This window comes from Rhodococcus sp. FW305-130, assembly GCF_058788335.1.
Genome location: NZ_JBYTAP010000015.1, coordinates 39,836 through 63,422, shown reverse-complemented (window position 1 = coordinate 63,422; position 23,587 = coordinate 39,836). Strand labels below are relative to the sequence as shown.

The 23,587-nt window shown below is 62.2% G+C and carries 22 protein-coding genes; 10 read left to right on the top strand and 12 right to left on the bottom strand.

What is annotated here, in order from left to right:
* Nucleotides 1-1,176 (top strand): DUF7927 domain-containing protein (locus tag AC3WQS_RS30725; protein WP_492713233.1); only part of this gene is annotated, 1,176 nt, incomplete at its 5' end.
* A 79-nt stretch (nucleotides 1,177-1,255) separates the two neighbouring features.
* Here the strand turns inward: AC3WQS_RS30725 and AC3WQS_RS30720 are convergent.
* Nucleotides 1,256-3,337, bottom strand: coding sequence for a PhoX family protein (locus tag AC3WQS_RS30720; protein WP_021334417.1), 2,082 nt, complete (start codon nucleotides 3,335-3,337; stop codon nucleotides 1,256-1,258).
* A gap of 234 nt (nucleotides 3,338-3,571) precedes the next feature.
* Here AC3WQS_RS30720 and AC3WQS_RS30715 point away from each other — a divergent pair, with 234 nt between their 5' ends.
* The 7 genes from AC3WQS_RS30715 to AC3WQS_RS30685 all read left to right on the top strand — a co-directional run bounded on the left by AC3WQS_RS30715 (nucleotide 3,572) and on the right by AC3WQS_RS30685 (nucleotide 9,057).
* Nucleotides 3,572-3,808, top strand: a complete 237-nt coding sequence (locus tag AC3WQS_RS30715) for a hypothetical protein (RefSeq protein ID WP_019746144.1) — start codon at nucleotides 3,572-3,574, stop codon at nucleotides 3,806-3,808.
* A complete protein-coding gene (locus AC3WQS_RS30710) occupies nucleotides 3,805-4,743 on the top strand; it encodes an ABC transporter ATP-binding protein (protein ID WP_492713234.1) in 939 nt (312 codons plus the stop codon). The genes AC3WQS_RS30715 and AC3WQS_RS30710 overlap by 4 nt, the downstream gene beginning before the upstream one ends.
* On the top strand, nucleotides 4,740-5,531 hold the full coding sequence (locus AC3WQS_RS30705) for an ABC transporter permease (RefSeq protein WP_070797551.1): 792 nt from the start codon (nucleotides 4,740-4,742) through the stop codon (nucleotides 5,529-5,531). Before AC3WQS_RS30710 ends, AC3WQS_RS30705 begins: the two co-directional genes overlap by 4 nt.
* Before the next feature lie 21 nt (nucleotides 5,532-5,552).
* Nucleotides 5,553-6,695, top strand: coding sequence for a sensor histidine kinase (locus AC3WQS_RS30700; protein WP_492713235.1), 1,143 nt, complete (start codon nucleotides 5,553-5,555; stop codon nucleotides 6,693-6,695).
* Entirely contained in the window at nucleotides 6,692-7,306 is a 615-nt protein-coding gene (locus AC3WQS_RS30695) for a response regulator transcription factor (RefSeq protein ID WP_019746140.1), read from the top strand. The genes AC3WQS_RS30700 and AC3WQS_RS30695 overlap by 4 nt, the downstream gene beginning before the upstream one ends.
* A gap of 153 nt (nucleotides 7,307-7,459) precedes the next feature.
* Nucleotides 7,460-7,867: a YciI family protein gene (locus tag AC3WQS_RS30690; protein ID WP_021346141.1), complete on the top strand. Its 408-nt coding sequence runs from the start codon at nucleotides 7,460-7,462 to the stop codon at nucleotides 7,865-7,867.
* Nucleotides 7,868-7,875: 8 nt separating this feature from the next.
* Nucleotides 7,876-9,057 carry an RNA polymerase sigma factor gene (locus tag AC3WQS_RS30685; protein ID WP_021334420.1) on the top strand — a complete coding sequence of 394 codons (1,182 nt, stop codon included), beginning with the start codon at nucleotides 7,876-7,878 and terminating at the stop codon, nucleotides 9,055-9,057.
* On the opposite strand, the gene AC3WQS_RS30680 is transcribed toward AC3WQS_RS30685, so the two are convergent.
* The 11 genes from AC3WQS_RS30680 to AC3WQS_RS30630 form a co-directional block, all read right to left on the bottom strand.
* Nucleotides 9,043-9,789 (bottom strand): amino acid ABC transporter ATP-binding protein, encoded by a 747-nt coding sequence (locus AC3WQS_RS30680; protein ID WP_020909781.1) that lies wholly within the window; start codon nucleotides 9,787-9,789, stop codon nucleotides 9,043-9,045. The two genes, AC3WQS_RS30685 and AC3WQS_RS30680, sit on opposite strands and share 15 nt — an antisense overlap.
* A gap of 4 nt (nucleotides 9,790-9,793) precedes the next feature.
* Complete coding sequence (locus AC3WQS_RS30675; protein ID WP_019746136.1) at nucleotides 9,794-11,611, bottom strand: ABC transporter substrate-binding protein/permease; 1,818 nt, start codon at nucleotides 11,609-11,611, stop codon at nucleotides 9,794-9,796.
* 151 nt (nucleotides 11,612-11,762) lie between these two features.
* Nucleotides 11,763-12,677, bottom strand: a complete 915-nt coding sequence (locus AC3WQS_RS30670) for an SMP-30/gluconolactonase/LRE family protein (protein ID WP_492713236.1) — start codon at nucleotides 12,675-12,677, stop codon at nucleotides 11,763-11,765.
* Nucleotides 12,678-12,708: 31 nt separating this feature from the next.
* The gene (zigA, locus tag AC3WQS_RS30665) at nucleotides 12,709-13,908 is read right to left on the bottom strand and encodes a zinc metallochaperone GTPase ZigA (RefSeq protein ID WP_020971430.1); all 1,200 of its coding nucleotides are present in this window, start codon (nucleotides 13,906-13,908) and stop codon (nucleotides 12,709-12,711) included.
* Between the two features lie 98 nt (nucleotides 13,909-14,006).
* The gene (gene nthB / locus AC3WQS_RS30660) at nucleotides 14,007-14,645 is read right to left on the bottom strand and encodes a nitrile hydratase subunit beta (protein WP_070797546.1); all 639 of its coding nucleotides are present in this window, start codon (nucleotides 14,643-14,645) and stop codon (nucleotides 14,007-14,009) included.
* 26 nt (nucleotides 14,646-14,671) lie between these two features.
* Nucleotides 14,672-15,295 (bottom strand): nitrile hydratase subunit alpha, encoded by a 624-nt coding sequence (gene nthA / locus AC3WQS_RS30655; RefSeq protein ID WP_003946052.1) that lies wholly within the window; start codon nucleotides 15,293-15,295, stop codon nucleotides 14,672-14,674.
* 73 nt (nucleotides 15,296-15,368) lie between these two features.
* A complete protein-coding gene (locus AC3WQS_RS30650) occupies nucleotides 15,369-16,934 on the bottom strand; it encodes an amidase (protein WP_069147415.1) in 1,566 nt (521 codons plus the stop codon).
* Nucleotides 16,935-17,048: 114 nt separating this feature from the next.
* Nucleotides 17,049-18,455, bottom strand: a complete 1,407-nt coding sequence (locus AC3WQS_RS30645; RefSeq protein ID WP_029256767.1) for a substrate-binding protein — start codon at nucleotides 18,453-18,455, stop codon at nucleotides 17,049-17,051.
* Between the two features lie 45 nt (nucleotides 18,456-18,500).
* Entirely contained in the window at nucleotides 18,501-18,869 is a 369-nt protein-coding gene (locus AC3WQS_RS30640) for an ArsR/SmtB family transcription factor (RefSeq protein ID WP_020909773.1), read from the bottom strand.
* Nucleotides 18,870-18,984: 115 nt separating this feature from the next.
* Nucleotides 18,985-20,046, bottom strand: coding sequence for an aliphatic aldoxime dehydratase (oxdA, locus tag AC3WQS_RS30635; RefSeq protein WP_020971427.1), 1,062 nt, complete (start codon nucleotides 20,044-20,046; stop codon nucleotides 18,985-18,987).
* Between the two features lie 204 nt (nucleotides 20,047-20,250).
* The gene (locus tag AC3WQS_RS30630; RefSeq protein WP_020909771.1) at nucleotides 20,251-21,231 is read right to left on the bottom strand and encodes a helix-turn-helix domain-containing protein; all 981 of its coding nucleotides are present in this window, start codon (nucleotides 21,229-21,231) and stop codon (nucleotides 20,251-20,253) included.
* Between the two features lie 175 nt (nucleotides 21,232-21,406).
* Between AC3WQS_RS30630 and AC3WQS_RS30625 the strand changes: the two genes are divergently transcribed.
* Together AC3WQS_RS30625 and AC3WQS_RS30620 are read left to right on the top strand one after the other, a co-directional pair.
* Entirely contained in the window at nucleotides 21,407-22,042 is a 636-nt protein-coding gene (locus AC3WQS_RS30625; protein ID WP_007735239.1) for a TetR/AcrR family transcriptional regulator C-terminal domain-containing protein, read from the top strand.
* Between the two features lie 36 nt (nucleotides 22,043-22,078).
* A complete protein-coding gene (locus AC3WQS_RS30620; protein WP_492713237.1) occupies nucleotides 22,079-23,584 on the top strand; it encodes a class I adenylate-forming enzyme family protein in 1,506 nt (501 codons plus the stop codon).
* Nucleotides 23,585-23,587 lie beyond the last annotated feature (3 nt).

Genomic DNA, 23,587 nt, shown 5'->3' with positions numbered 1-23,587 from the left:
GGCGGCGTTCTGATCAACAACAAGGTCACCGGTACAGCGAAGCCGCCGACCGGTCCGGAGATCACTCCTCCGCCGGTCACGACCGAACACCCGGTTGATGGCACTCCCGCAATCGAGGTACTGAAGTCCTCTGACCCGTCCACCACGAACCGTGTGGTTGGCGGCCAGGAGATCACGTACACGCTCACGTTCAAGAATGTGGGCACCGCGGATGGTGAGATCAGCTTCTACGACGATCTGACCGATGTTCTCGACGATGCAGTAATGACGAAGAATCCGGCTACTACTTCCACGCTGGTTGTTTCGGGTGTCGTCGACAACGTCTTCACGGTCACCGGAAAGCTGGCCAAGGGTGAGAGCGCGACGGTGACGTACACCGTCAAGGTCAATCCTGAGATCGGAACGTTGTCAGGTCCCGGATTCACTCCGGGCGTCCTGAACAACTACCTGGTGGTTGGTGGCGAGAACCCGCCGGTGGACTGTGTCCCGGGCGACGCTCTCTGCACCGAACACCCGGTGGACCCGCCGGAGACCACCACCACGGTGCCTCCGACGACCACCACGACGCCGCCGGTTACGACGGAGCCCTGTGTTCCTCCGACGACGACCACGCGGATGGTTCCGACCACAACGGTTGCGACGACGACGGCTAGCGCGACCACTGCCGGTGACGCTGATGTGACCGGTACGGAGGAATCCACCACCACGGAGGAGACCACCACAGAGGAGACCACGACAGAAGAAGTTGTCGCGGAGGAGATTGTGGATCCGTGTGGCGTGACGACAACGACGCCGCCGACGACAACGCCGCCGGTCACGACAGTTCCGTCGACCACGACGGTTCCGAACACGACGGTGCCGGTTACACCGACGATCATCATTCCCCCGATCGTCGTTGTGCCTCCGATCGTCGTACCGCCGACGGTTCCGGGTCAGCCGGTTCCGAGCACGGTTCCGGGACAGCCGAAGCCGCCGACAGCAAACCCGGGTCAGCCGGGTCAGCCGAAGCCGCCGACGTCTGCTCCTCAGGGTGGAACGATCAACTCGGGTGGTGGCGCTGGTGAGAGTGGCGTGAACACCGGGTTGCTCGCGGCAGGCGGTTTGGTTCTGCTGCTGGCGCTGGGAACGGGTGTTGTTCTCCTGACGCGTAAGCGTCGCGAGGATGGTGACAACTGATTCTCTTGAGAATCTGAGGTAAACGACGTGGGGCAGATCGCAGAGTATGCGATCTGCCCCACAGTCGTTTTCGTGTGTGTTACGAGCCGAGCCGAGATCCGTCCTTCTTCCATGCTGCAACTACCGACGGGCGAGGCTGGGAGGAGCCACCGTCGGGCCAATGGGATGCGGGGCTTTCGATGCTGGCGTCGTCGGTCTCGCCGGGGTGCTGGACGCAGACGATGACGCGCTTCTCGTCCACGATGGGGCCGCAGGTTTCGGCGCCGACGGGAACGGTGAGGAACTGCTTTGTTTCACCGCGGTTTTCGCCTTCGAGGACAACGCTGAACAGTCCGTCGTTGGACTTGAGTGCGTTGCCGTCGGTGGAGATCCACAGGTTGCCGTGCGGGTCGAAGGCAAGGTTGTCCGGGCATGAGATGGGGCTGACCTTGCTCTTGTCGAACCCGCCGAAGTAAGTATCGGCTGTGGCCGGATCTCCGCAGACGAGAAGAAGATTCCAGCCGAAGGTGGTGCCGGCGTGGTCGTCGGTGATTTCGAGGACCTGGCCGTTCTTGTTGTTGTTCCTCGGGTTCGCCTCGTCGGCCGCGGCACCACCGTCGACTCCGCGCTTGGTGTTGTTGGTCAGTGCGACGTAAACCTTGCCGCTCTTCGGGTTTGCCTCGAAGTCCTCGGGGCGATCCATCTTCGTTGCCCCGACCTTGTCACCGGCCTGGCGGGTGAAGACGGCGACCTCTTCGGCGCTCATACCGTCTACCAGCGATTCGCCCTTGCCGTCTTCGCCGGTGCGCAGGATGGCTACCCACTCGCCGGTTCCGTCGAACTTGCCGTCCGACGGGAGTTTGCCGGTTCCGTCGATCTCGCCGGCGGAGTTTCCGCTGAGCTTTGCAACGTACAGTGTTCCGGCGTCGAGCAGAGTCATGTTGTGGCGCATGGCTGCCTGACTCTTGCCGTCCTGCATCTTTCGGCTCGAGACGAACTTGTACATGTAGTCGAAGCGCTCGTCGTCACCGCTGTATGCAACGACGGTGCCGTCCGACGTGATGTAAATGGTGGCGGCTTCGTGCTTGAAACGTCCGAGCGCTGTGTGCTTGATCGGAGTCGACGACGGATCCCAGGGATCGATCTCGACGACGTATCCGAATCGGTTGACCTCGTTGGGTTCTGCGACCAGATCGAACCGCTTGTCGAAGCGTTCCCACTTGCGCTCGGAAGCGGCTCCGGCCAGACCGTAGCGCTTCAGCCGGGCTGCCACCGTGGGATCGGTGACACCCTCGGCGTTCGCGAAGTACTGGTTGAAGTTCTCTTCGCCGGAAAGCACTGTGCCCCAGGGTGTGACGCCGCCAGCGCAATTGTTGAGGGTGCCGAGCACTTTGGTTCCCGTGGGATCGGCACTCGTCTTGAGGAAGTCGCTACCTGCAGCGGGGCCGGTCACGACAAACTCCGTGGTTCCGGTGATGCGGCGGTTGTTCGATCCGATCTCCGGTACCAGCTTGCCGTTGTCGGATTCGCCCTTGACCTGGACGACCGACAGTCCGTGGCTGGCCAGGCCGATCTTGAACTGCTCCTCGGTCGGGTTCTCCGCATCGTAGCCGCGGAACATCGCCGGTTCGGTGGAGTATTCGTGATTGACCACGAGGAGGTAGGTGTTGGGCTGCCCGTCGACCGGGAGCAATCCGGCGAAGTCGTTGTTGAATCCGAACTGCAGTTCCTGTGCTGCCGCAGTCTGCTTGTCGAAGTCGAATGCCGGGGCTCCGGCGAGAACGGCGTCACCCCAACGGATGACGACGGCCTGATCGTATCCGTCAGGGACGGTGACCTTGTCTTCTTTGTTGGGAGCGACAGCGCTGAAGTTCGTCCCCGCTGGTGTGGTTCCGCCGCTGCTGCCGCTCGTTGATCCGGTTCCCGGTTCGGCACTTGCGGATTCGTCCGAACACGCGACGAGGGCGCTGCCCGCTCCCACCGCGAGCACTGCCATGCCGCTGCCCCGGAGCATGCCGCGACGAGTCAGTGCCGTGCGTGCGATATCGCGGAAGTATTCGCCGCCCGAGGTGTTGGGGACCTCATGAGAGCACGCGTTTCCGCACTTGTACTGGCAGGTGATCGACGCGCGTGCAGACACGCCGTCGTGTTTGACGAACAAGGCCAAAGGCTTGATAGCCACCGTGAACTCCCGAGATTCGATGTACGGACTTCGGGAACCGTAGAAGCTCTAAGCGAGGGTAAAGGAACGTAAAAATGAACGGCAAAACAACGAGGCGACCCTTACCTGCAATTTACGACGCGTCCCCGCGGGGACGTCGCATGACATTTGTCATCGCCGATCCATGACGGTGTCACCGCAGGTGATGACGCTGTGCACTGTTTTCGTCGCGGACTTCCCGCGAGGCTTGGAGGCATGAGAGAACCACATGAGGGAAGCCTCCTGACGGACCTGATGGACATCGGACCCGCACCCACGATGGGCCGCGAACTTGTTGTGATCGTGGTGAACATCGCGATCATCGGAGGGGTATTCGCGATCATCGGCTCCAATCCGGTGTCCTGGATTCTTGTTGCCGCTCTCGCGGTCTACGCGGGCATTCGATTCACGATCGGACTGCGCAGCTGGAACCGAGAGGAGGCGCAGCGATGAAGGGCGATCCCGTGATCGACGTAGTCGGAATGTCGCGGCGCTACGGCTCCGGCAAGGAGGCGTTCGATGCTGTTCGCAATCTGGATCTGAGTGTTCAGGAAGGTGAGCTGTTCGGCCTCCTCGGAACAAACGGTGCCGGCAAGACATCCACTCTCGAAGTGATTCAGGGCCTTTCACGAGCCAGCGCCGGTACGGTGCGCGTTCTGGGAATGGATCCGGTGCGCAACCGCAAGCAGATTCGACCGTCGCTTGGCATCATGCTCCAGAAGGGTGGGCTTCCCCAAGACCTGACTGCTCGTGAGAGTTTGGCGATGTGGGCCGGAACGTGCTCGAATCCGCTTCCCGTCGACGAGGTGCTCGAGCGCGTGGACATGCGTGACCATGGCGATACCCGCGTGAAGTTCCTCTCGGGCGGTGAAGCGCGCCGACTGGATCTGGCGTGCGCGATCATCGGCCGGCCACTCGTACTGTTCCTCGACGAACCGACTACTGGTTTGGATCCCGAAAGTCGTCGTAACACTTGGCAATTGATCGCTGACTTGAAAGCGTCGGGCGTCACCATCATGTTGACGACGCACTATCTCGACGAAGCTGAATCCTTGTGCGACCAATTGGCGATCATGCACCGTGGATCGGTCGTGCGCAGCGGAACCGTGGCGGACGTCGTCGCAGATCATCCCGCCCAGATCAAAATGCACCGCCCAGGCCTTCCGCTCCCAGCGCTGGCCGGCGCCGAGGTGCGCGTCGAAAACGATCTGGTGCTGATCACCACTCGCACCGTCCAGGAGACGCTGACGGAACTGCTGCTGTGGGCGCAGCACAATGATGTCTTGCTGACCGGCTTGGATGCCCGAGCGGCGTCCCTGGAGACAGTATTCCTCTCCATTGCAGACCAATTCGATCATCACGCAACTCTCGAAGGAGCGTCGGCATGAACCGCATCGCAACCCTGTCTCGTTCGGAGTTCACGCTCCTGGGACGAAATCGACTGTTGCTCTTCAATGCAATCGTCCTCCCGCTGATCTTTCCCGTGGGAATGCTGTACCTGTCGCGAGACGGCGGGCTGTCGGACAAGTCGGTGTCGGCAGGCCTCGAGGTATTTGCGCTGTTCCTTCTCGTCTTCGTGGTCTTCTACAACTTGCTGTCGGTGTACGCGACGCGTCGTGACGAGTTGGTTCTCAAGCGACTACGGACCGGGGAATGCAGCGACGCCGAGATCCTGGCGGGCCCGGCAGTGCCGTCGTGGGTTCTCACCGCGCTGTTGACGGTGGTCATCGGAATCGCTGTGATGGTTCTGGGCGGCAGTGCCCCGGTCAATCCGGTGCTGGTGCTGGTCGCGGTGATCGGCGGCGCCGCGCTCTTCACGGCGCTGGCGTTGATCACTTCGGCTGTCACGCGAAATGCAGAGGCGGCGCAGATCACCTGCATGCCGATTCTGATTCTGGCGACGGCAGGTATGTCCTCGATCAGGAATGTCGTGCCGGACAACATTGCTCGCATTCTCGATTTCACTCCGCTGGCCGCAGTAGTCGACCTTCTCAATCTCGGATGGCTGGGGCGGACCACTGGCGAACTGGCTGATCTGGGCGATGCGCCCGGTGCGGCGGCCGGATTTGTCGACACCTTCGGTTCGGCTGGGCAACCGCTGTTGGTCATGCTGGCGTGGATCGTCGGTTCGGTTCTGATCGCGAACGTCCACTTCCGCTGGGAACCGCGTTCGTAGAACTCTGAGAAGGTAGTGGGCATGATCGCGCAGAACTTCGGACGCTGGAATCCGAGACGGACGTGGCGAACCGCGTCGAACGTCGACAAGGTTCGCCTCTACACGCGGCAATCGTTCATCATGGTCGCAGTGGTTTTCGGTGGCTTCGGTGCGGTCACCGAGATCGTTGCGGATCGGTACCTGTCGGGTGTCTTCCTCGGGATCAGTGCCGTTGCGTGCGCCATCGCCGTGTCTCGGATGCCAGATCTGGGTGGAGTCGTGGCCAAGCCCGTCCAGATTCCTCTTGCCGTGATGACGTTGTCGGCGTTCTGCTCGGCGGGAATCGCCTTGGGAAGCAATGGCGAGAACGGTCCGTACTTCTGGCTGGCGGCAATCCTTGTCGTGCCCCTTGCCGGGTTGACGTCGTTGCGCTGGCTGATCGTGGGCTCGGTGGCCGCCGGGGTTGTACTGGGACTGCTTGCGGGTCCGGAAAGCGGCGTGTCCGTCGGAATCGTCGCCGCCTTCATGGGGCTGACCGTCTACATGTCGGTGTGGCTGCTTCGCATGGTCACCGAATTGGACGAGGCTCGCGGAGCTGCCGCTGCCCTGTCCGTCGCCGAGGAGCGATTGCGATTTTCGCGCGATCTCCATGACGTCGTCGGGCGGGCACTGTCTGCAATTGCGGTGAAAAGCGAACTAGCAGCGACACTTTCACGACGCGGCGACGATCGTGCAGCCGCGCAGATGGACGAAGTACGCGAACTTGCGCAAGATTCTCTCGACGAAGCGCGCGAGTTGGTTCGGGGATACCGGTCCATCGCCTTGGCGTCGGAGCTGGCCGGTGCGCAGTCTCTGCTCGAGGCCGCCGGAATCTCCACCGCGATACGTGGATCGGCAGATCAAATGCCGGTGGAACTGGCCGAGGCCGCCGCGTGGGTCGTCCGTGAAGGCGTGACCAACATTCTCCGGCACTCCAGTGCCGAGAATTGCAGCATCGAGGTGTCCGCGGACGGCGTCGTGATTGCCAACGACGGCGCACGGATCGCAGAGCCGAACAACGGAACCGGCCTGAACGGCTTACGCGAGCGCGTCGGCGCCGTCGGAGGAACTGTCGAAACCGTGCAGGACGAAGATCGCTTCACCCTCACCGCCCACTTTCCGTCCCGAACGAAGGAGTCTCGGTGACCGAGCCGATCAAGGTACTGCTGGCCGACGACGAGAACCTGATCCGCTCGGCTCTGGCCATGATGTTGTCGCTCGAGGACGACATCGTCGTCGTGGCAGAAGCCGAATCCGGCGAGGATGCCGTGATCGCTGCTGCAAAGCATCAACCTCACGTAGCCGTGCTCGACCTTCAGATGGCGGGTATCGACGGCATCGAGACGGCGCAACAGATTGCGCAGACGGTCTCGGGGTGCGTCTCGATCATCGTGACGAGCCACGGGCGTCCTGGGTACTTGAAGAAGGCACTGTCAGCAGGTGTCCGCGGATTTCTACCGAAGACGACGCCTGCGGCGACGCTCGCCGAGGTGGTCCGCAGCGTCCATGCCGGTGGGAGGTACGTCGACCCGTCGTTGGCTGCCGAGGCGATCGGCGCCGGCGACTCACCGCTTACTCCGCGCGAGGCGGACGTACTCGAATACGCGGCCGACGGGGCATCCATCGAGCAGATCGCTTCCCGGGCACACCTGTCTGCGGGTACCACCCGAAACTATTTGTCGTCAGCTGTCACCAAACTCGGTGCGGCCAATCGGCACGAAGCTGCAGTGATCGCCCGCCGGCAGGGGTGGATTTAGGGCCTCCGGCCCCCGTGCGCCTTTCTGGTTGCGGGCACTACCAAAAAGGCGCACAGGGCCGAAGGCCCTGCGATGTCGAGAATCCCCGACTTGCTTCGTCCCTGTAGTGAAGTGCGACCAGAATGGGTGGCACCGACACAGAGGAGATTCACGATGGCCAAGTACTTGCTGCTCAAGCACTACCGCGGCGCTCCGGCTGCAGTCAACGACGTGCCGATGGACCAGTGGACACCGGAAGAGATCACGGCCCACGTGAAGTACATGCAGGACTTCGCGGATCGGCTCGAGAAGGCGGGCGAGTTCGTCGACGGTCAGGCTCTCGCTCCTGAGGGCACCTTTGTCCGGTACGACGGTGAGGGTCGCCCGCCGGTCACCGACGGCCCGTTCGCGGAAACCAAGGACCTCATTGCCGGCTGGATGGTGATCGACGTCGACAACTACGACCGAGCCGTCGAATTGGCCGGGGAGCTCTCGGCCGCGCCCGGCGCAGGCGGGAAGCCGATTCACGAATGGCTCGAACTGCGCCCGTTCCTGACCGAGCCGCCGACCATCACGGACTGACGACTCTCATGGACGACGCGCTGCTTCGAAGTCTGACTCCGAGCGTGCTCGGCATCCTCGTCCGCCGCGGAGCAGATTTCGCGTCGGCCGAGGATGCCGTGCAGGATGCTCTGCTCGAGGCGGTCAGGACCTGGCCGGACAACCCGCCGAGGGACCCCAAGGGCTGGCTGGTCACAGTGGCCTGGCGGCGGTTCCTCGACGGGATCCGGTCGGATGCGGCTCGTCGCAAGCGGGAGTTTCTGGTTGACGAGCAGCCAGGCGAGCGGCCGGTCAGCGGGTCGGTGCCGGGCGTGGACGACACACTCCAGCTCTACTTTCTGTGCGCTCACCCGTCGTTGACGCCGTCGTCCGCCGTTGCACTTACGCTGCGCGCCGTCGGCGGGCTGACCACTCGCCAGATTGCGCAGGCCTACCTGGTGCCCGAAGCGACGATGGCTCAGCGCATCAGCCGAGCCAAGCGCACGGTCTCCGGCGTGCGGTTCGAGCAGCCCGGCGATGTTGCCACCGTTCTACGTGTCCTTTATCTGGTCTTCAACGAGGGGTACTCCGGCGACGTCGACCTGGCTGCCGAGGCCATCAGGCTCACCCGGCAGCTCGCCGCTGCGATCGATCATCCCGAGGTGGCGGGGTTGCTCGCTCTGATGCTGCTTCATCACGCTCGCCGCGCCGCGCGCACTGCCGCAGACGGCAGCCTGGTTCCGCTTGCCGAGCAGGACCGCGGACGGTGGGACACCGAGACGATCGCGGAAGGGGTCGTGATCCTTCAGGGAGCCCTCGCTCGCGACCGACTGGGCGAGTTCCAAGCCCAGGCCGCGATTGCCGCACTTCATGCCGACGCTCTCACAGCAGACGAGACCGATTGGGTGCAGATCGTGGAGTGGTACGACGAACTCGCAGCCCTGACCGACAGCCCGATCGTCCGGCTCAACCGAGCGGTGGCGGTCGGCGAGGCGGACGGGCCACGCGCCGGCTTGGCAGCTCTTGCAGCGCTGGACGATTCACTTCCGCGCCATGCCGCAGTCGAGGCCTATCTCCGTGAACGCGACGGAGACCTGGAGACGGCGGCGAGGTTGTATGCCGATGCAGCGCACAAGGCATCCAACCTCGCCGAACGTGACCATCTGATGCTTCAGGCGTCGAGGATCAACGCCCGTCGATCTCTGAAGCGTCCTGGGTCAGAGAACCTGTGACAGGAACGCCTGCAGTCGATCGGTCTCGGGATCGTCGAAAAGCTGTTCCGGAGTACCGGTTTCGACAACGGCGCCGCGGTCCATGAAGAGCACCTTGTCGGAAACGGAACGCGCGAAGCCCATTTCGTGCGTCACGACGACCATGGTCATACCGGACTTCGCGAGATCGGCCATCAACGCCAGAACACCCTTGACCAGTTCGGGGTCGAGAGCTGACGTCGCCTCGTCGAAGAACATGACCTCGGGCTTCATCGCCAAGGCGCGGGCAATGGCGACGCGCTGCTGCTGACCACCGGAAAGGTTGCCGGGCCGCGAGTCCGCCTTCTCCTTGAGCCCCACCAGATCCAGCTGCTCGAGCGCGAGCGCCCGAGCTTGTTCCTTGGACAACCCCTTGAGCTTGTTCGGCCCGAGCGCGATGTTCTCGGCGACGGTCTTGTGTGGGAACAGGTTGAAGTGCTGAAACACCATGCCGATTCGCTGGCGAAGCTCGTCGGGGTTGTCCTTCAAGACGGACTTCCCGTCGAGCAGCACGTCACCCTGCTCAGGCTCGTGCAGACGGTTCAGCACGCGCAGGAGCGTCGACTTGCCCGAACCGGAGGGCCCGATGACGGTGACGGTGTTTCCGGCGTCGACGTGCAGGTTGACGCCGCGAAGAACCTTGTTTGTGCCGAAGGACAGATGCAGGTCCTTGCCGGTGAGCGATACGGACTTCAGTTCAGAGCTGGTGGTCATGTCCTCAGCCCCTTTCCACGACGATGGCCTGCTCGAGCGGATCCAACGTGCCTGAAGTGTCGGCGCGTCCGGTCCGGAGCCGGTTGTCGATGTAGTTGACGAGGTGCGTCAGCGGGATGGTCAGAGCAAGGTAGAACAAGCCTGCCGCAACGAGCGGGGACAGGCTGCCGGTCTGGGCGTTGAGATCACGTCCGACGGCAAAGAGTTCCCGCTGGGTGACGAGGAGACCGAGGAAGTAGATCAGCGACGAGTCCTTGATCAGCGAGATGAACTGGTTCATCAACGCCGGCAGAACGCGTCGTACACCCTGCGGGATGACGACAAGCGACATGGACTTGCGGTAGCTGAAGCCGAGGGCGCGGGAAGCCTCGAGCTGCCCGGACTCGACGCTCTGGATACCGGATCTGAAGATCTCACCGATGTATGCCGACGCGAGCAGCGACAGCGCCGCGACGCCCAGCCAGTACGGATTGCTGCCGGTGATTCCCTTGACGATCGGTCCGACGCCGAGCCCGATGATCAAGATGATGACGACGGCGGGCAGGCCACGGAAGATGTCGGTGTAGACGCGGGCGGGCCAGCGCAGCCAACGGGTGCGCGAGATACCGGCGACAGCGAGCAGCATGCCGAGGACCGTGCCGATGATGCCAGACGCGAGCGCAAGGATCAGGGTGTTGGGAAGACCGGTCTTGAGGAGATCGGGGAATGCCTTCTTGTACAGATCCCAGTCGAAGAACGTGTCCTTGAGCTGTTCGAGCGTCGACTTCGGTTGGTACGACGCGGTATCGCCACCGTCACCGTTTGCTGCGTTTTCTGCCGCAATGGCTGCGAAGTCGGGCAGTTCCGGAGTGGCCGCGGCCTTGGATCCGGGCTTCCAGCCTTCAGGGAGTTGGCGCGGTACCCAGTCGGCGTACAGCTGAGACCAGGTTCCGTCGTCGATGACTGCGTCGAGGCCGGAGTTGAGGGCGTCGATCAGCGGCTGGTTTTCCTTGTTCACCGCCCAGCCGACGAAGTTGTTGACCGAGAAGGTGTTCTGGATGATCGAGGTCGGGTCACCGGGAGCGATTGCGCCTTCGGCCTGCTGAGACGGAGCTACCCAGGCGTCGATCTGTCCGGATTTGAGGTTCGCGTACGCCGTGGCGTAGTCGGGAAACTTCACGGGATCGAGCTTGAGCGTGTTCACGACGTAGTCGTCCTGCACGGTTCCCTGCACGACGCCGATGCGCTTGGATGCGTCCAGGTCTCCGAAGCCGGTGATCGGGCTGCCGTTAGGAACGACGAGGGAGAAGTATCCGAAGTCGTAACCGTTGGTGAAGCCGACGGTGTTGCGACGGTCGTCTGTGGTGGTGATGGACGACGAGCCGACGTCGAAGCGTCGACCGGCAACCTGGGCGAGGAGCCCGGCGAACTCGGTGCCGACGAACTCGACCTTCAGGCCCAGCTTGTCCGCGACGGCCTTCAGCAGCTCGTTGTCGTATCCGGTGTACTGATTATCGGAGTTGACGCAGATGCTCGGGGGCGCGTCACCGAGCGTGCCGACCGTGATGACCCCGGGTTTGATCAAGTTCAGCTTCGAGGTGTCGATCCGATCGACCGGGGTGACGGTGGCCGTGGTGTAGCGGTCTTCGGCGCCCGCACCCGCTGCCGCATCCAGATTGGTGGGGGCCGCGGTTGCGGCTCCCACTCCTGGAGGTGCACACAGGTCTGTGGGGGCTGCCGACGAATCCGAACCACTCGAGCACGATGACAGAGTCAGCGCCAGGAGGGCAGTGAGGAGCAGTGCCACCACCAGGCGGATCTTCGCTGCGACGGAAGAAAACATGCGAGCAGCGTAAACCTAAGGGTAGCCATTTCTCCGTGTAGAACTGTTGACAGTTTTCGGACAAGCGGCCGCTGCGCTGCGGGCATGCCTTCAAATCAGCGTGATTTTAAGTATCGCCAGGTCGGAGAATCCCGTCTCGAAGAGAACGGAGTTACCGAACCGGTGCGAGTTCGACGCCCGCCGGAGGTACCAGGCGGCGCAGCGTCCCGTCGAAGCCGGTGACGTAGAGCGCCCAGCCGTCGCCGTCCCGGCCGATACGCACTGAACTCGGCCCGGTCCACCCACCCGACAGACCCGAAGCGACGACGCAGGACTTCCCGGTCTCGGGATCTACACGATAGATCGCGCCCTCGAGGTGAGCAGCGACGTAGAGCATCCCATCCCGCGACACGGTCAGATCGTCGAGACCGGGTACCGGGCTCGGGACGGTTGCGACAACGGCCCACGCATCAGGGGTATCCACAGGGACTCGAATGATCTGACCTGTGAACAGATCATCGGTGTACACGGCTCGATGATCCGGACTGAGCGCGAGCCCCTCCGAACGTGGCACTGCGGCCCAATTGGGTACGTCGGTTCGGGAGTCATGTTGATAGCGCGACACGCCCTTCGACGGGCCGCCCTCCGTTCCGACCCACGTGGTCAGCAGATCGCCGTCAGGTAGGCGGAGCAAGCCGTTGCCCGCGAAGTCGGCGGGCGCGGACAGCTGATCCGTCGTGGTGTCCAGTTGCCACAGCTTGCCGTCCTGTCTGGTGAGGAAGGACAGCCTCGAACCGTCGAGCTGCAAACCGCCAGGAGCAGCAATGCCGTCGAGGACGGTTCGTACCTGTCCTTCGGCGTCGACGTGATAGATCTTCGACTCGCCGGAGAGGTAGAACCCGCCGTTGTCATCGGTCTCGAGGTTTTCGAGCTGTTCCAACCCTTGGGCTACGGCCTCGACCTGCCAATCGCCGCACATCGGCGCGGTTGTCCAGGTGGCCTCCGCCGGTTTCGCCGCGGCAGCGGTCCCGGCTGCGATTGCCGCGACGATCAACAACGCCCGAGTTCGGTTGCGTGATAGCCCCATTGCGCACAACTTACGGCAAATCGGACCAATATCAAACGGTCTGGTCGGTATAGCCGACGCCCAGGGGGTCGCTCCAGGTGGTCCACACGTCTGGCCCGAGTTCGATCTCGGCTGTGGTGAGTAGACACGCGTCGAGTTCTCGGTGCAGTCGAGACGGGTCGATGGATTGGCCGATGAAGACGAGTTCTTGTCGGCAGTCACCGACAGGTTCTTCCCACTTGTCGAGGATTCCGTCGCGACGGTAGTCGTCGGCCGGCCACTCGTCACGGGGTAGAAACTTCCACCAACGGCCGACGTATCCGTGGCGAATGAGATGACCGGCCTGAGAAATACTCCCGATCTCGGTGAACCGGCCGGCATTCCAGTAGTAGCCCTTGGCCCGAAGTAACTTTCCGTTGGTCCACTCGCTGCTCAGGAAATCATGCAGGCGTTGTGGGTGGAAGGGCGCGCGCTCGCGGTACACCACCGAACCGATTCCGTACTCCTCGGTTTCGGGGGTGTGTTCACCTTGGAGTTCTTGTAGCCATCCAGGGGCCTGAGCAGCTTTCTCGAGCGAGAACAAGCCGGTATCGAGAATCGTGTCGAGTGGGATACGGCCGAGAGTCATCGGAACTATCGCAGCAGTTGCGTTCAAAGATCTTAGGACCGAAGTCAATTCGACCAGGTGCTGGTGCGAGACGAGATCGGCCTTGCTCACCAGGATGACGTCGGCAAACTCGATCTGATCGACAAGCAGATCCGCGATGTCGCGTTCATCTTCCGGGGCATCGGCTTCGACGCGACCTCCAGCCGTGTAGTCGCGCAGAAAACTGTTGCCGTCGACGACTGTGACCATGGTGTCGAGTCGGGCGACGTCGGCCAGGGCATGGCCGTCGGTATCGATGAAGGTGAACGTCTCCGCGACGGGCAGCGGTTCGGAGATGCCCGAAGATTCGATGAGAAGGTAGTCGAATCGGCCATCGGCGGCCAAGGCGCTTATCTCGGAGAGAAGATCCTCTCGCAGAGTGCAGCAGATGCAGCCGTTGGTCATCTCGACCAGTTTCTCCTCGGAGCGACTGAGCGAGATCTCACGCTCGACTTCTGCACTGTCGATGTTGATTTCGCTCATGTCGTTGACGATCACCGCAACCCGGCGGCCCTCCCGATTGCGCAGGATCTCGTTGAGTAGCGTCGTCTTCCCGGCGCCCAGGAAACCTGACAGCACCGTGACCGGAAGTCGTGTGTCGACCATGATTTCCAGTGTCCTTCCGAATGAGTGAATCGTTGTGATCAGGCGGCGGTCACGCGAACCGCTGCGATCGCGTGACCGCCGCCTGGAATGCTGGAAGATCAGGCCGCAGGCTCGAGGTAACCCTCGAAGAGGTCGACAACGACGCTTCCGCCGTCGGTGTCGCTGCCGAACAATTCCTCGGCGGCGAACTTCACGTGGTACGTGGGTTCTTCGCCGGCGTCGTTGCGGCCGTGACCGATTGCGTCGGGGAACGGCCACTTCTCGGTGGTCCGGTGAGCGATGGTCCCCACGCGTCCTCGGCAGTAAGCAGGCATTCGAATATGCCCGGGAACGTATTCGTCTCGCACACGTACTCGCTGACCGACCTCGAAGGTGGTTGTGTCGATGCGAGCCGGTCGGCCTTCGGATTCGCTGGGCCGTGAGAGTGGGAACGGTCCTCCTGCAAGGCTTTCGAGCTCTTCCTGCGTCAGGATTCCCTTTTCGACCATCAGTGCCGCGACGCCGATGACGTACCGCTCGTAGTACGGGGTCATCATGTAGTGGCGGGGCTCCATCCGCTCGACGACGTATCGAACTTCGTCGACGCTGAAGGCCCCGAGTTCGGCGACACCGGCGAACATCAGGCTGTACGGCAGGTGTTCCCACTCGGCGTGGAAGGTGGGGCCGATGTCGGCGTTGACGGTATGCGGGACTTTGCCGAAGCCTTGAACTCCGGCAAGATCGTGTACTCCATCCATGGTGTGCTTCTTTCTTGTCGGGGTGGTCAGACGGTGGGGACCTGCGGGACTGCGACGCCGATCAGGCAGTCCTTGGTGACGATTTCCTGCAGTTGTTCCTGGCTCCAGCCTTCGGTGCCTGCGGGACGTTGCGGTAGGACCATGTACCGAGTTTCGGCGGTGGTGTCGTAGACGCGGATCTCGACGTCCGACGCGATCTCGGTTCCCATCTCGGAGAGAACCTTCCGTGGCTCGCGGACCACGCGTGCACGGTATTCGAAACTCTTGTACCAGGTCGGCGGCAGACCGAGGATGGGCCACGCGGTGCATGAACACAGCGAGCACACGATCACGTTCTTGAGGGTCGGGGTGTCTTCGACTGCCACGATGTATTCGCCCTGGGGGCCCAGATATCCGTACTGGGCAACCGCGGCGGTACCGTCGGTGAGAAGCAGCTGCCGGAAATCGGGGTCGGTCCAAGCCCGCGCGACCAATTCCGCTCCGCGCCTTGGACTGAAGTCCTCCTCGAAGGTCTTCTTCCATCCCTCGACGTAACCGTCGGGTACCAATCCCTTACCGTCGAGTGCGCGGAACAGGGCCCACGCGCGATCGGAGACCGGCGCCTGGGCCGGTGCGGCGTTCTCCGTTGTGTGGTCGATCGTTACTGACATCTGGTTCACCTTTTCTATGCGGGCTGATCATGTGTGAATCGGTGGAATTTGTTGTGCAAGTGCGGATACAGGATTAGGTGAGGCTGAGTTGTGGTGCAGAGTCGGAGATGCGGTCGGCAGGCGTCGGAAACGCGCCGCGAAGCTTTTCGAATGCGCGCCCGACCCGGAGGACCGTCGCATCGTCGAAGGTCTTGCCGGTAATCATCATTCCGACCGGAAGCCCGTTTACCAGGCCGGTCGGAACGGACAGGGACGGATGTCCGGTCACGTCGAATGGTGCCGTGTTGGCGATCATCCCGAGAGCCTTCGTGATGAAGGTTGCACGATCCACGTCCTTCGCCGGCAATTCGGATGCGACGTAGGGCAGTGTGGGCATCACCAGGACGTCGAATTGTCTCAAGGCAGTGTCGTAGGCGGCGCGGGCGAGCGGTACGAGGTTCCGGGCTTTGCCGTAGCTCGCGCCGCCGAGGGCGGTAATGCCGTGGTGGCCGGTCAGGGCCACTAGTTTGACGGTTTCGGACAGAGCGTCGGCGTGCTGAATGCGTCGAGAAGCAAAGTGTGCCATCAGTTCCGGATCGTACAAACCTTCGGCGTTCATGCCGTATCCGTTGCCGTCCAACATCTGGTAGGCACCACCGTCCGTGGCGATCACGTTCCAGATGTGGAAAGCATGCAGGTGCCACGGGATGTTTACTTCCTCTACCGTGCAACCGATTTCGGTCAGACTGTGTGCCGCTGCGCGGACTGCGTCGTCGACCTCGGGCTGTGAGACCGCGTGCCCGAAACCTTCTCGAACGATCCCGATTCGCAGACCATCCACATCGGAGTCGAGGGTGGACAGATAGTCACCTGCTTCGACGCTGTCGGCTTGGCGTGGGTCGTTACCGTCGCGACCGGCGATGACCGAGAGCATCAGTGCGGCATCGTGGACCGTGCGTGTGATCGGGCCGAGATGGTCGATTGTCCGCTCGATGGGAAATGCACCGGTATACGGGACGAGCCCGAACGTCGGCTTGTGTCCGACGACGCCGCAGAATGCCGCCGGGATCCGGATCGATCCGCCTTGATCCCCGCCGATGGCAAAATCGACGTCACCGTTTGCAACGAGAGCTGCACTGCCACCGGATGATCCACCTGCTTCACGCTGTGGGTCCCATGGATTGCGGACCGGTCCGCTTGCCGGTGTGAAGCTCGAACCGGAGAAACACAGGTCCTCACACACAGCTTTGCCTGCGACGGTTGCACCGGCCGCCAGTAGTCGAGTGACCACAGTTGCGTCGCGAGACGGAGTGAATCCCTCCACCGTCCGAGATCCGTTCATCATCGGAACTCCGGCCACGGTCACGTTGTCCTTGATCGCCACGCGTCGGCCGGTCAGGACGCCGTCCGACGTCGGCGGGATGCTTGTGGTCACATACCAAGCGCTCAAGGGGTTTTCGTTCGCAGTTGGCACGGCGTGCTCGCGTGACGTGGTCGGCGGGGTTGCCTCGTCGGCGTACAACTGGTCGACGACGTCGTAGGAGCCCAGTGCTCCGTCGATCAGTGCCGGCCACTCGAGCCGGGCTGATTGGTCGAGAGTGATGCCGTAATGCCTTGCAGCGGTGTCTATTGCATTGTCGTCAGGTCGGATTGTCGCCATGAGAAGTGTGCTCCTGATGTGATCGGCTTCACTTGTCTTTCAGACTAGGGCCAGATCCATAATTGCGTCAATAGGTATCGACATATTGACTCGTTAAGTTCGGGTTACGGGCGCTCAGAGAGAGCGGGGGTACAGACGCCCATGGCGTGATTCAGCGATCAGGATCGGGCGATGCAGTGGAACGCCGGTGTCCGTCGAGCCTTTCGACGTTGTGACAAGCTGCCGAAGTACTGTTTCCGGATCGCCAGCCGACGTTCGTTCGACTGCGCGTGCGTAAGCGACGATCGCTTCGTACGTTGTCTCCGACAGGGAACTGAGCGGAGGCAGGAGTTCGTTCGAGCTTGCGCTGTATCGCTTGTCGAGGTCGTGTTCGCCGGCTGCGGATTGAAAGTAGCCGAATGCCGCCCAGACTCCGTCGGCATCGGAATTGCCGATGAGCTGCTGAGTGGCCTCGTCGAGGACCAGCGCGAACGTCCGCGTGGTGGCCCGCAGTCCGTGCTGGGCGCATTGCCGTTCGAAGAAGACCTCGTCATGGCCCACCAGGGTGGAAAGAATCAGTTCCGCCCCGGAGTCGACTATCGACTCGATGATCCGTGAGAAGTCGGTTGTTCCCAACGGTACGTAGACTTCGCCGGCCACCGAACCTGTGGATTCGGCGATCACACGCCGAGCCGCCCAATGTGCTCCGAACGACCACGAATACTGCTGACCGACCAGGAACCAAGTGCGAGAACCGGTCTCGGACATCATTGCGGGTATGCCCGCTCGCGTCTGGTCGAGTGGCCGCTCACCCAATCGAAGGATCCCCGGACGCGATCGACCTCCTTCGTTGAGAACTGTGTGTACCAACAACACACCGGTGTTTTGCAACGCAGATGCGGCGGCGTTGAAGGTCGACGACGTCACGCACGCAAAAATGGCGCGACATCCGCTTTTCATCAATCGCAGTGCGGTCGCCGCTCCGGCCGCCGAGTCGGAAGCGTCATCGCCGATCACCAAGTCGACGAGAACGCCGCCGACACCGCCGTCGGCATTGATCTCTTCGACCGCCAGGGCAGCGAGTGTTTCTGTGGCCTGGGCGAATACAGCCGCCGAGCCGGATTTGCTGACCAGCAGTCCGATCCGATGTCGGTCGGAGCGCGGAGGTTCGGGTGGAGCAAATCCGCGCTTGTTGGCAAGCCAGGAAATGCCGTCCTGATCGAGGCTGGACTCGAGAACGAGTCGGGTGCCGGTGCCGTCGGGAAAGAACCGGATCGTCAGACGGCCGCGCCACGGTTGGTGGTGCACGATTACGACCGAGCGGCCCCGCTTCACGCCGGCGACATACCCCAACAGAGTGATCGGCATTCCGGCTACATCTGCGCGTGCGCCGTCGCCGACGGGAAGGGAGATGGCGACGGCGGCCCCGACCGTCAGTTGCTCACATTCGAGTTCGAGCAGTTGCCCCGTTTCGAAGCGCTCGAAGGCTGACCCTGGTGGGTCCGTCGTCACGATCTGTGCCGTTACGGAGAGACCTGGCACGTTCTACTTCCTGCCTGAAATAGATGCTGGGGCTCAAACAGGGCCTCAAGCCCGGCGACGCACCGAAGCCGCGTCGGAATCCTCAGTCGCCGTGGTCGGCAACTCGGAGGCGTTCGAACCTGCTTCCAGCGCTCGCCCGAGGACGTCGCGCAGGAACTGGAGTGCATCGTTGGCGGGCCCAGACGGATCGATCGAAAACAAGCGATGACGTCCTTGACGGCGTTCGACGATAACTCCGGACAGCCGCAGCGCCTTGAGATGTGTGGATACCGTGGTGCGACCGACCGTCGAAATTTGATCGCTGATGAAGCCTGCGTTGCATTCGCCGTGGGTAGCCAGAGTGTCGAGAATCTGTCGGCGCACCTGGTCGGCCAGCACAGCAAACGCCAACTCTTCGTTTCTTTGAGTAGTCACTGTGTGCTGTCCGCGCTTCCTCGATGGCCTCTACTGAGATATGTCGACACTCGTCAACATATCTCGAGTTGCCTCCGAGGGAAAGAACGTGGCCGAAGATTTCCGGCGGCTTCGGTCAGTGCGCGGCGGTGGTCACCGCGTCGCGCAGCATCCCGGTCCCGGGATGGCAGTTGATGTACTCGTACAGCTGATCGGCGGCATCGAATACCGAGACCTCATGGTAGAGACGTAATTTCGACAGGCCCTCGGCCACCCGGAAGAACGTCGTGAAGATCCGCAGATGGGTCGGGTGGGATTCCGACCACCGCTCGAGTTGGTCGAGTGAGGCCCAGTGACCGATGTTGTAGCTCAGGTCGAGGAAGTTTCCGTCGATGTCGATATTGCGTACGAAACGGTTGCTGTAGCACCCGACGGCCGGGCCGTTGTCGCGGAGGAAGTCCATGCCCGATTGAAGAGTGGGCAGGATTTCGTCGAGGTAGAGGCTGCGCTCGTCTGCTTCCGCGTCGGCCCAGTCCTGCCCGGATCTGATCAGTGCGATGTTGTCGTGTCCCCGCACTACTACGCGTCCACCTGCGGCGGGGTCACCGGCGACGACCCGTAGTTCGCCCGAGGCCTGCATCCAGTCGGTCTGAGAGATCGGAAAGCGCTCGCGCATCGAACCCCAGTAGCCGTGCTCGTTGATCTCGCCGCTGACACCGTCCATGACGGCTCCCACTCCGGGGAGATCGTCCTGGAACGCGTAGAGCGTCTCGAATTGTTCGGCTCTCGGTGCCACGATCTCCCGGAAGAACCCCAATCCGTCGGACAAGCGGTCCTCGGACTCCCACCAGGAGGCCACCGGAGCTGATGTGCTCCAACGATGTTGGGAAGAAACATCTTTCCAGTACCCGACCACGATCAGATTCTCGTAGCCCTGGTTGTCGATGTGGTGGGTCAGATCGTGGTGTGCCGGTCCGTCCGGCAAGTCGAAGCCGGCGACGATATCCCGCATGGACTGCAGTGCTGCCGAGCGCTGATCCTCGCCGCGGAACTGCACGCCGAGATAGCCCATCGCGACCTGGTGCAATGTGTCGTCCGCACGCCCGACCCACATGGGAAATGGTGGCGAATAGGTATCCGGAACGCGCCTGGTCAGCGTGCGCGGGCATTGAAGATGTTCACCGATTGCAGATTCCATGAGTGCTCCCTGTGATGTAGGTGGTCGGATCGGGTGCCTGGCACTTGGCAACGCCGTGCCGAAAATCTACGCCCGCGAGGCCGAGCAAACTTGGCCGTCAGCGCCCGATACTTGGCCTACCGCGCCGAGAATTGTGGATAGGCGTCGGCGACCGAACGTTTTGAACATCATGTTGAATGGGTAAGTGTCCGAGGATGTTACAGATCAGCGGGCAGTACTTGTGGGGGCCACTGCTTGCGACCGGTATTGCCGCGGGCTGATCCCGAACTCCGCCTTGAATGCGCGACTGAAGGCGGCCAGGTCGGTGAATCCCCAGCGGTGAGAAATCTGGGTCAGCGACCGCTCTACGCCGTGGCGTTGCACGATCTCACGACGGCAACCGTCGAGTCGACGGCTGCGAATCGAACGCGACACCGTTGTGCCGTGTTCGGCGAAGGCTCGGTGCAACTGGCGAATGGAGACTTTGACTGATCCCGCGATGTCCACCGGAGACAGGGCCGGGTCAGCGAGGCGGGCGTCTATGGCCGACAGAGCGGATTCGTACAGGCCAGTTCGCCGGGAGACGATCGGACGCGCGGTTGCGTGAAGAACCGACTTGACCAGGCTGCCGATCTCGTTGACGACTTCCTCCTCGTCTCCGCTCGCGTCGGACGTCATGCGGACGGAGGCAAGATCGTGAAGAAAGCGACCCAGCAGGCCACTCAGGCCCGCGTGTCCGTCGAAGGCAATGGCGGTCAAGCTCGTGACCTCCGCGTCGCTGAGTGACAGGTATGACCGTGGCCAGGTGAACACCTCGAGTCCCCAGATGCCGTCGTGTGCGTGTCCCTCGATCTGCCAATCGAAGGGGCGCGTGGTGTCGTACAGGACGTAGTCGCCACGTCGTAGGACGCATTCGCGGTCGTCTTGCCGCACTACCGCGCTACCGCGGCGGATCATTCCGATTTGCAGATAGTCCGCACCGTCACTCTTGATCAGGCTGCTGCTACGGACTATTCGTTGTTCCATCGATTGAACTGCGGACACCCGAACGTGTGCGAGTTGGGCCGAGTGCACGGCCCCACTGAATCCATCGCCGTCTTCGATATCGGATACGTCGAGCGCGACAAAATGCTCACGCAATAAATCTGCCCAGTCGCCCGTGAGAGTCGTGCGTGTGGGCAGGGAGAAGCCGGATCGCGCGAGCATTGCAGGGCGCCTCCTCGCAGAAAAGCCGAAGTTCTCGGGTGCTCGATGTTCAGAGAGTAATCCCGCACATCGGACATGTCGATAGGAGTCGACATGTCATCACGTCGGGAGAAATTGTTTGCCATACAAACAACGCCGAGTTATTGTTTGTCATACAAACAAGTAGGAGTTCGTGATGGTCACCGAGTCAGTTCCCGCAGCGCGCGCGACGCGTGAGTCGGGCAAGCAGACGCGCATGGCACTGTTCAACGCTGCAACCGAGCTCTTCCTCGAACATGGCGACAGCGTGTCCATCGCGCAGATCTGCACCGCCGCCGGCGCCCATCCCAACCAGGTGACCTACTACTACGGCTCAAAAGAGAAGCTCTTCGTCGAGGTGGCGTGTGCAGCCGTTCTGCGCGCAGGCAAGCGTGCCGAGGTCGACGCCGCCGACGCCGACACCGTGGGTGACTACACCGAGAAGCTGGTCGGATCACTCCTCGGCTCGGGCGCTCCCAGTGTCGAACTGTTCGTGGAAGCGATGATGATGACGGGTCGCCGTGGTGAACTCCGCGATCTGATCTCCGAGACGCTTCGCACTCTGCATTCCTCGGGTGAAACAGCCCTCCTCCGTACCTTGATCCGCACCGGCTGGCAGCTGCGCGCGGGCATCGACGTCGAATCCAAGGCCTTCTGGTCTGCGATCTTCGGCCTCGTCATTCAGAAAACTGCCACCGGCGAGAGCTTCGGTTACTCCCTCGAGGAGGCGGTCGCCGTCATCTTCGCCACTCTCCAGATACCCGACGCCGTACTCAACAGCTCGATGGAATGAACTCTCTTCGAGCGTGATTCTCCGACAAGGACTTCGATGAACATCGTTCGCGTATTCGACAGCAACGTCACCAAGACCCCGGACAAACCCTTCCTGATATTCGACGGTCACGATCACACGTACTCCCAGGTTCAGGACGGAAGTCGACGCGCCGCAGGCTATTTGCAGTCGCTGGGCGTGCAGCCGGGCGACCGCGTCGCGCTGATGTGTTACAACACTCCGGGATTCGTGTACGCGATGCTCGGTGCCTGGCGCTTGGGCGCCGTCGTGGTCCCCATCAACCACAAGATGCAGACTCCGGAAGTTGCCTACGTGCTGGGACACGCGAAGGTGTCGGTGTGCGTCTTCGACGGTGAGTTGGCGCCGGTTGTCGGTCGACTGGAGACAACGGCCAAGCTGATCAGCACGGACTCTGTCGCAGACGGTTTCGACTTCTTCGACGACGCCATCACCCGCCAGGAGGGCGTTGACGGTATCGACATCGACGAGAACGATCCGGCTGAAATCCTCTACACCTCGGGGACTACCGGCTCGCCCAAGGGCTGCGTCCACAGCCACCGCAACGTCGTCGGTGTTGCCGTCACAGCGGCCCTCGCCGTGTCGATGACTCGGGACGAGCGCCTGCTCATGGCCGTCCCGATCTGGCACGCTTCCCCGCTCAACAACTGGTTCATGTCCACGCTCTACATGGGCGGAACCGTCGTGCTGCTGCGCGAGTACCGTCCCGTCAAATTCCTGGAAACTGTTCAGGAACAACGTATTACCCTCTGCTTCGGCCCGCCGGTCATCTACACCACTGCACTCAACCTCGTGCCGAACTTTGCCGACTACAACCTCGGTAGCGTTCGTGCGTGGTTGTACGGCGGCGGACCGATCGGCGCGGATGTCGCTCGGCGACTGGTGGAGTCGTACGGCACCACCGAATTCCGGCAGGTCTACGGCATGACCGAGACCGGGCCGGTGGGCACTGTGCTGTACCCCGAGGAGCAGTTGAGCAAGGCGGGCTCGATCGGCCGCGTCGCGCTGGCCGGCGTCGACCTGCGCCTGGTTGCCGATGACGGCACCGACGCGGAGCCCGATCAGATCGGTGAGATCTGGCTGCGCGCCGACACCGTCATGCAGGGGTACCTCGACGACCCCGCTGCCACGAAGGCTGCTTTTGCCGACGGAGGTTGGTATCGCACCGGCGATCTGGCGCGCAAGGATGCGGACGGTTACCTCTTCATCGTCGACCGCGCGAAGGACATGATCATCACGGGCGGTGAGAACGTCTACTCCAAGGAGGTCGAGGACGTGATCTCCGGCCACCCGGACGTCGTCGACGTCGCCGTTGTCGGAAAACCCAACGAAGAATGGGGCGAGACCGTCGTCGCACACGTCGTCTGGCGTGAACCGGATGTCATCAGCGCCGACGACATCAAGGACTACCTCTCGGACAAGTTGGCGCGCTACAAGATTCCGCGTGAAGTGGTGTTCGCGACCATTCTTCCGCGTACACCGACCGGCAAGATCCAGAAGCACCTCATCCGCGCAGCGAGCTGAAAG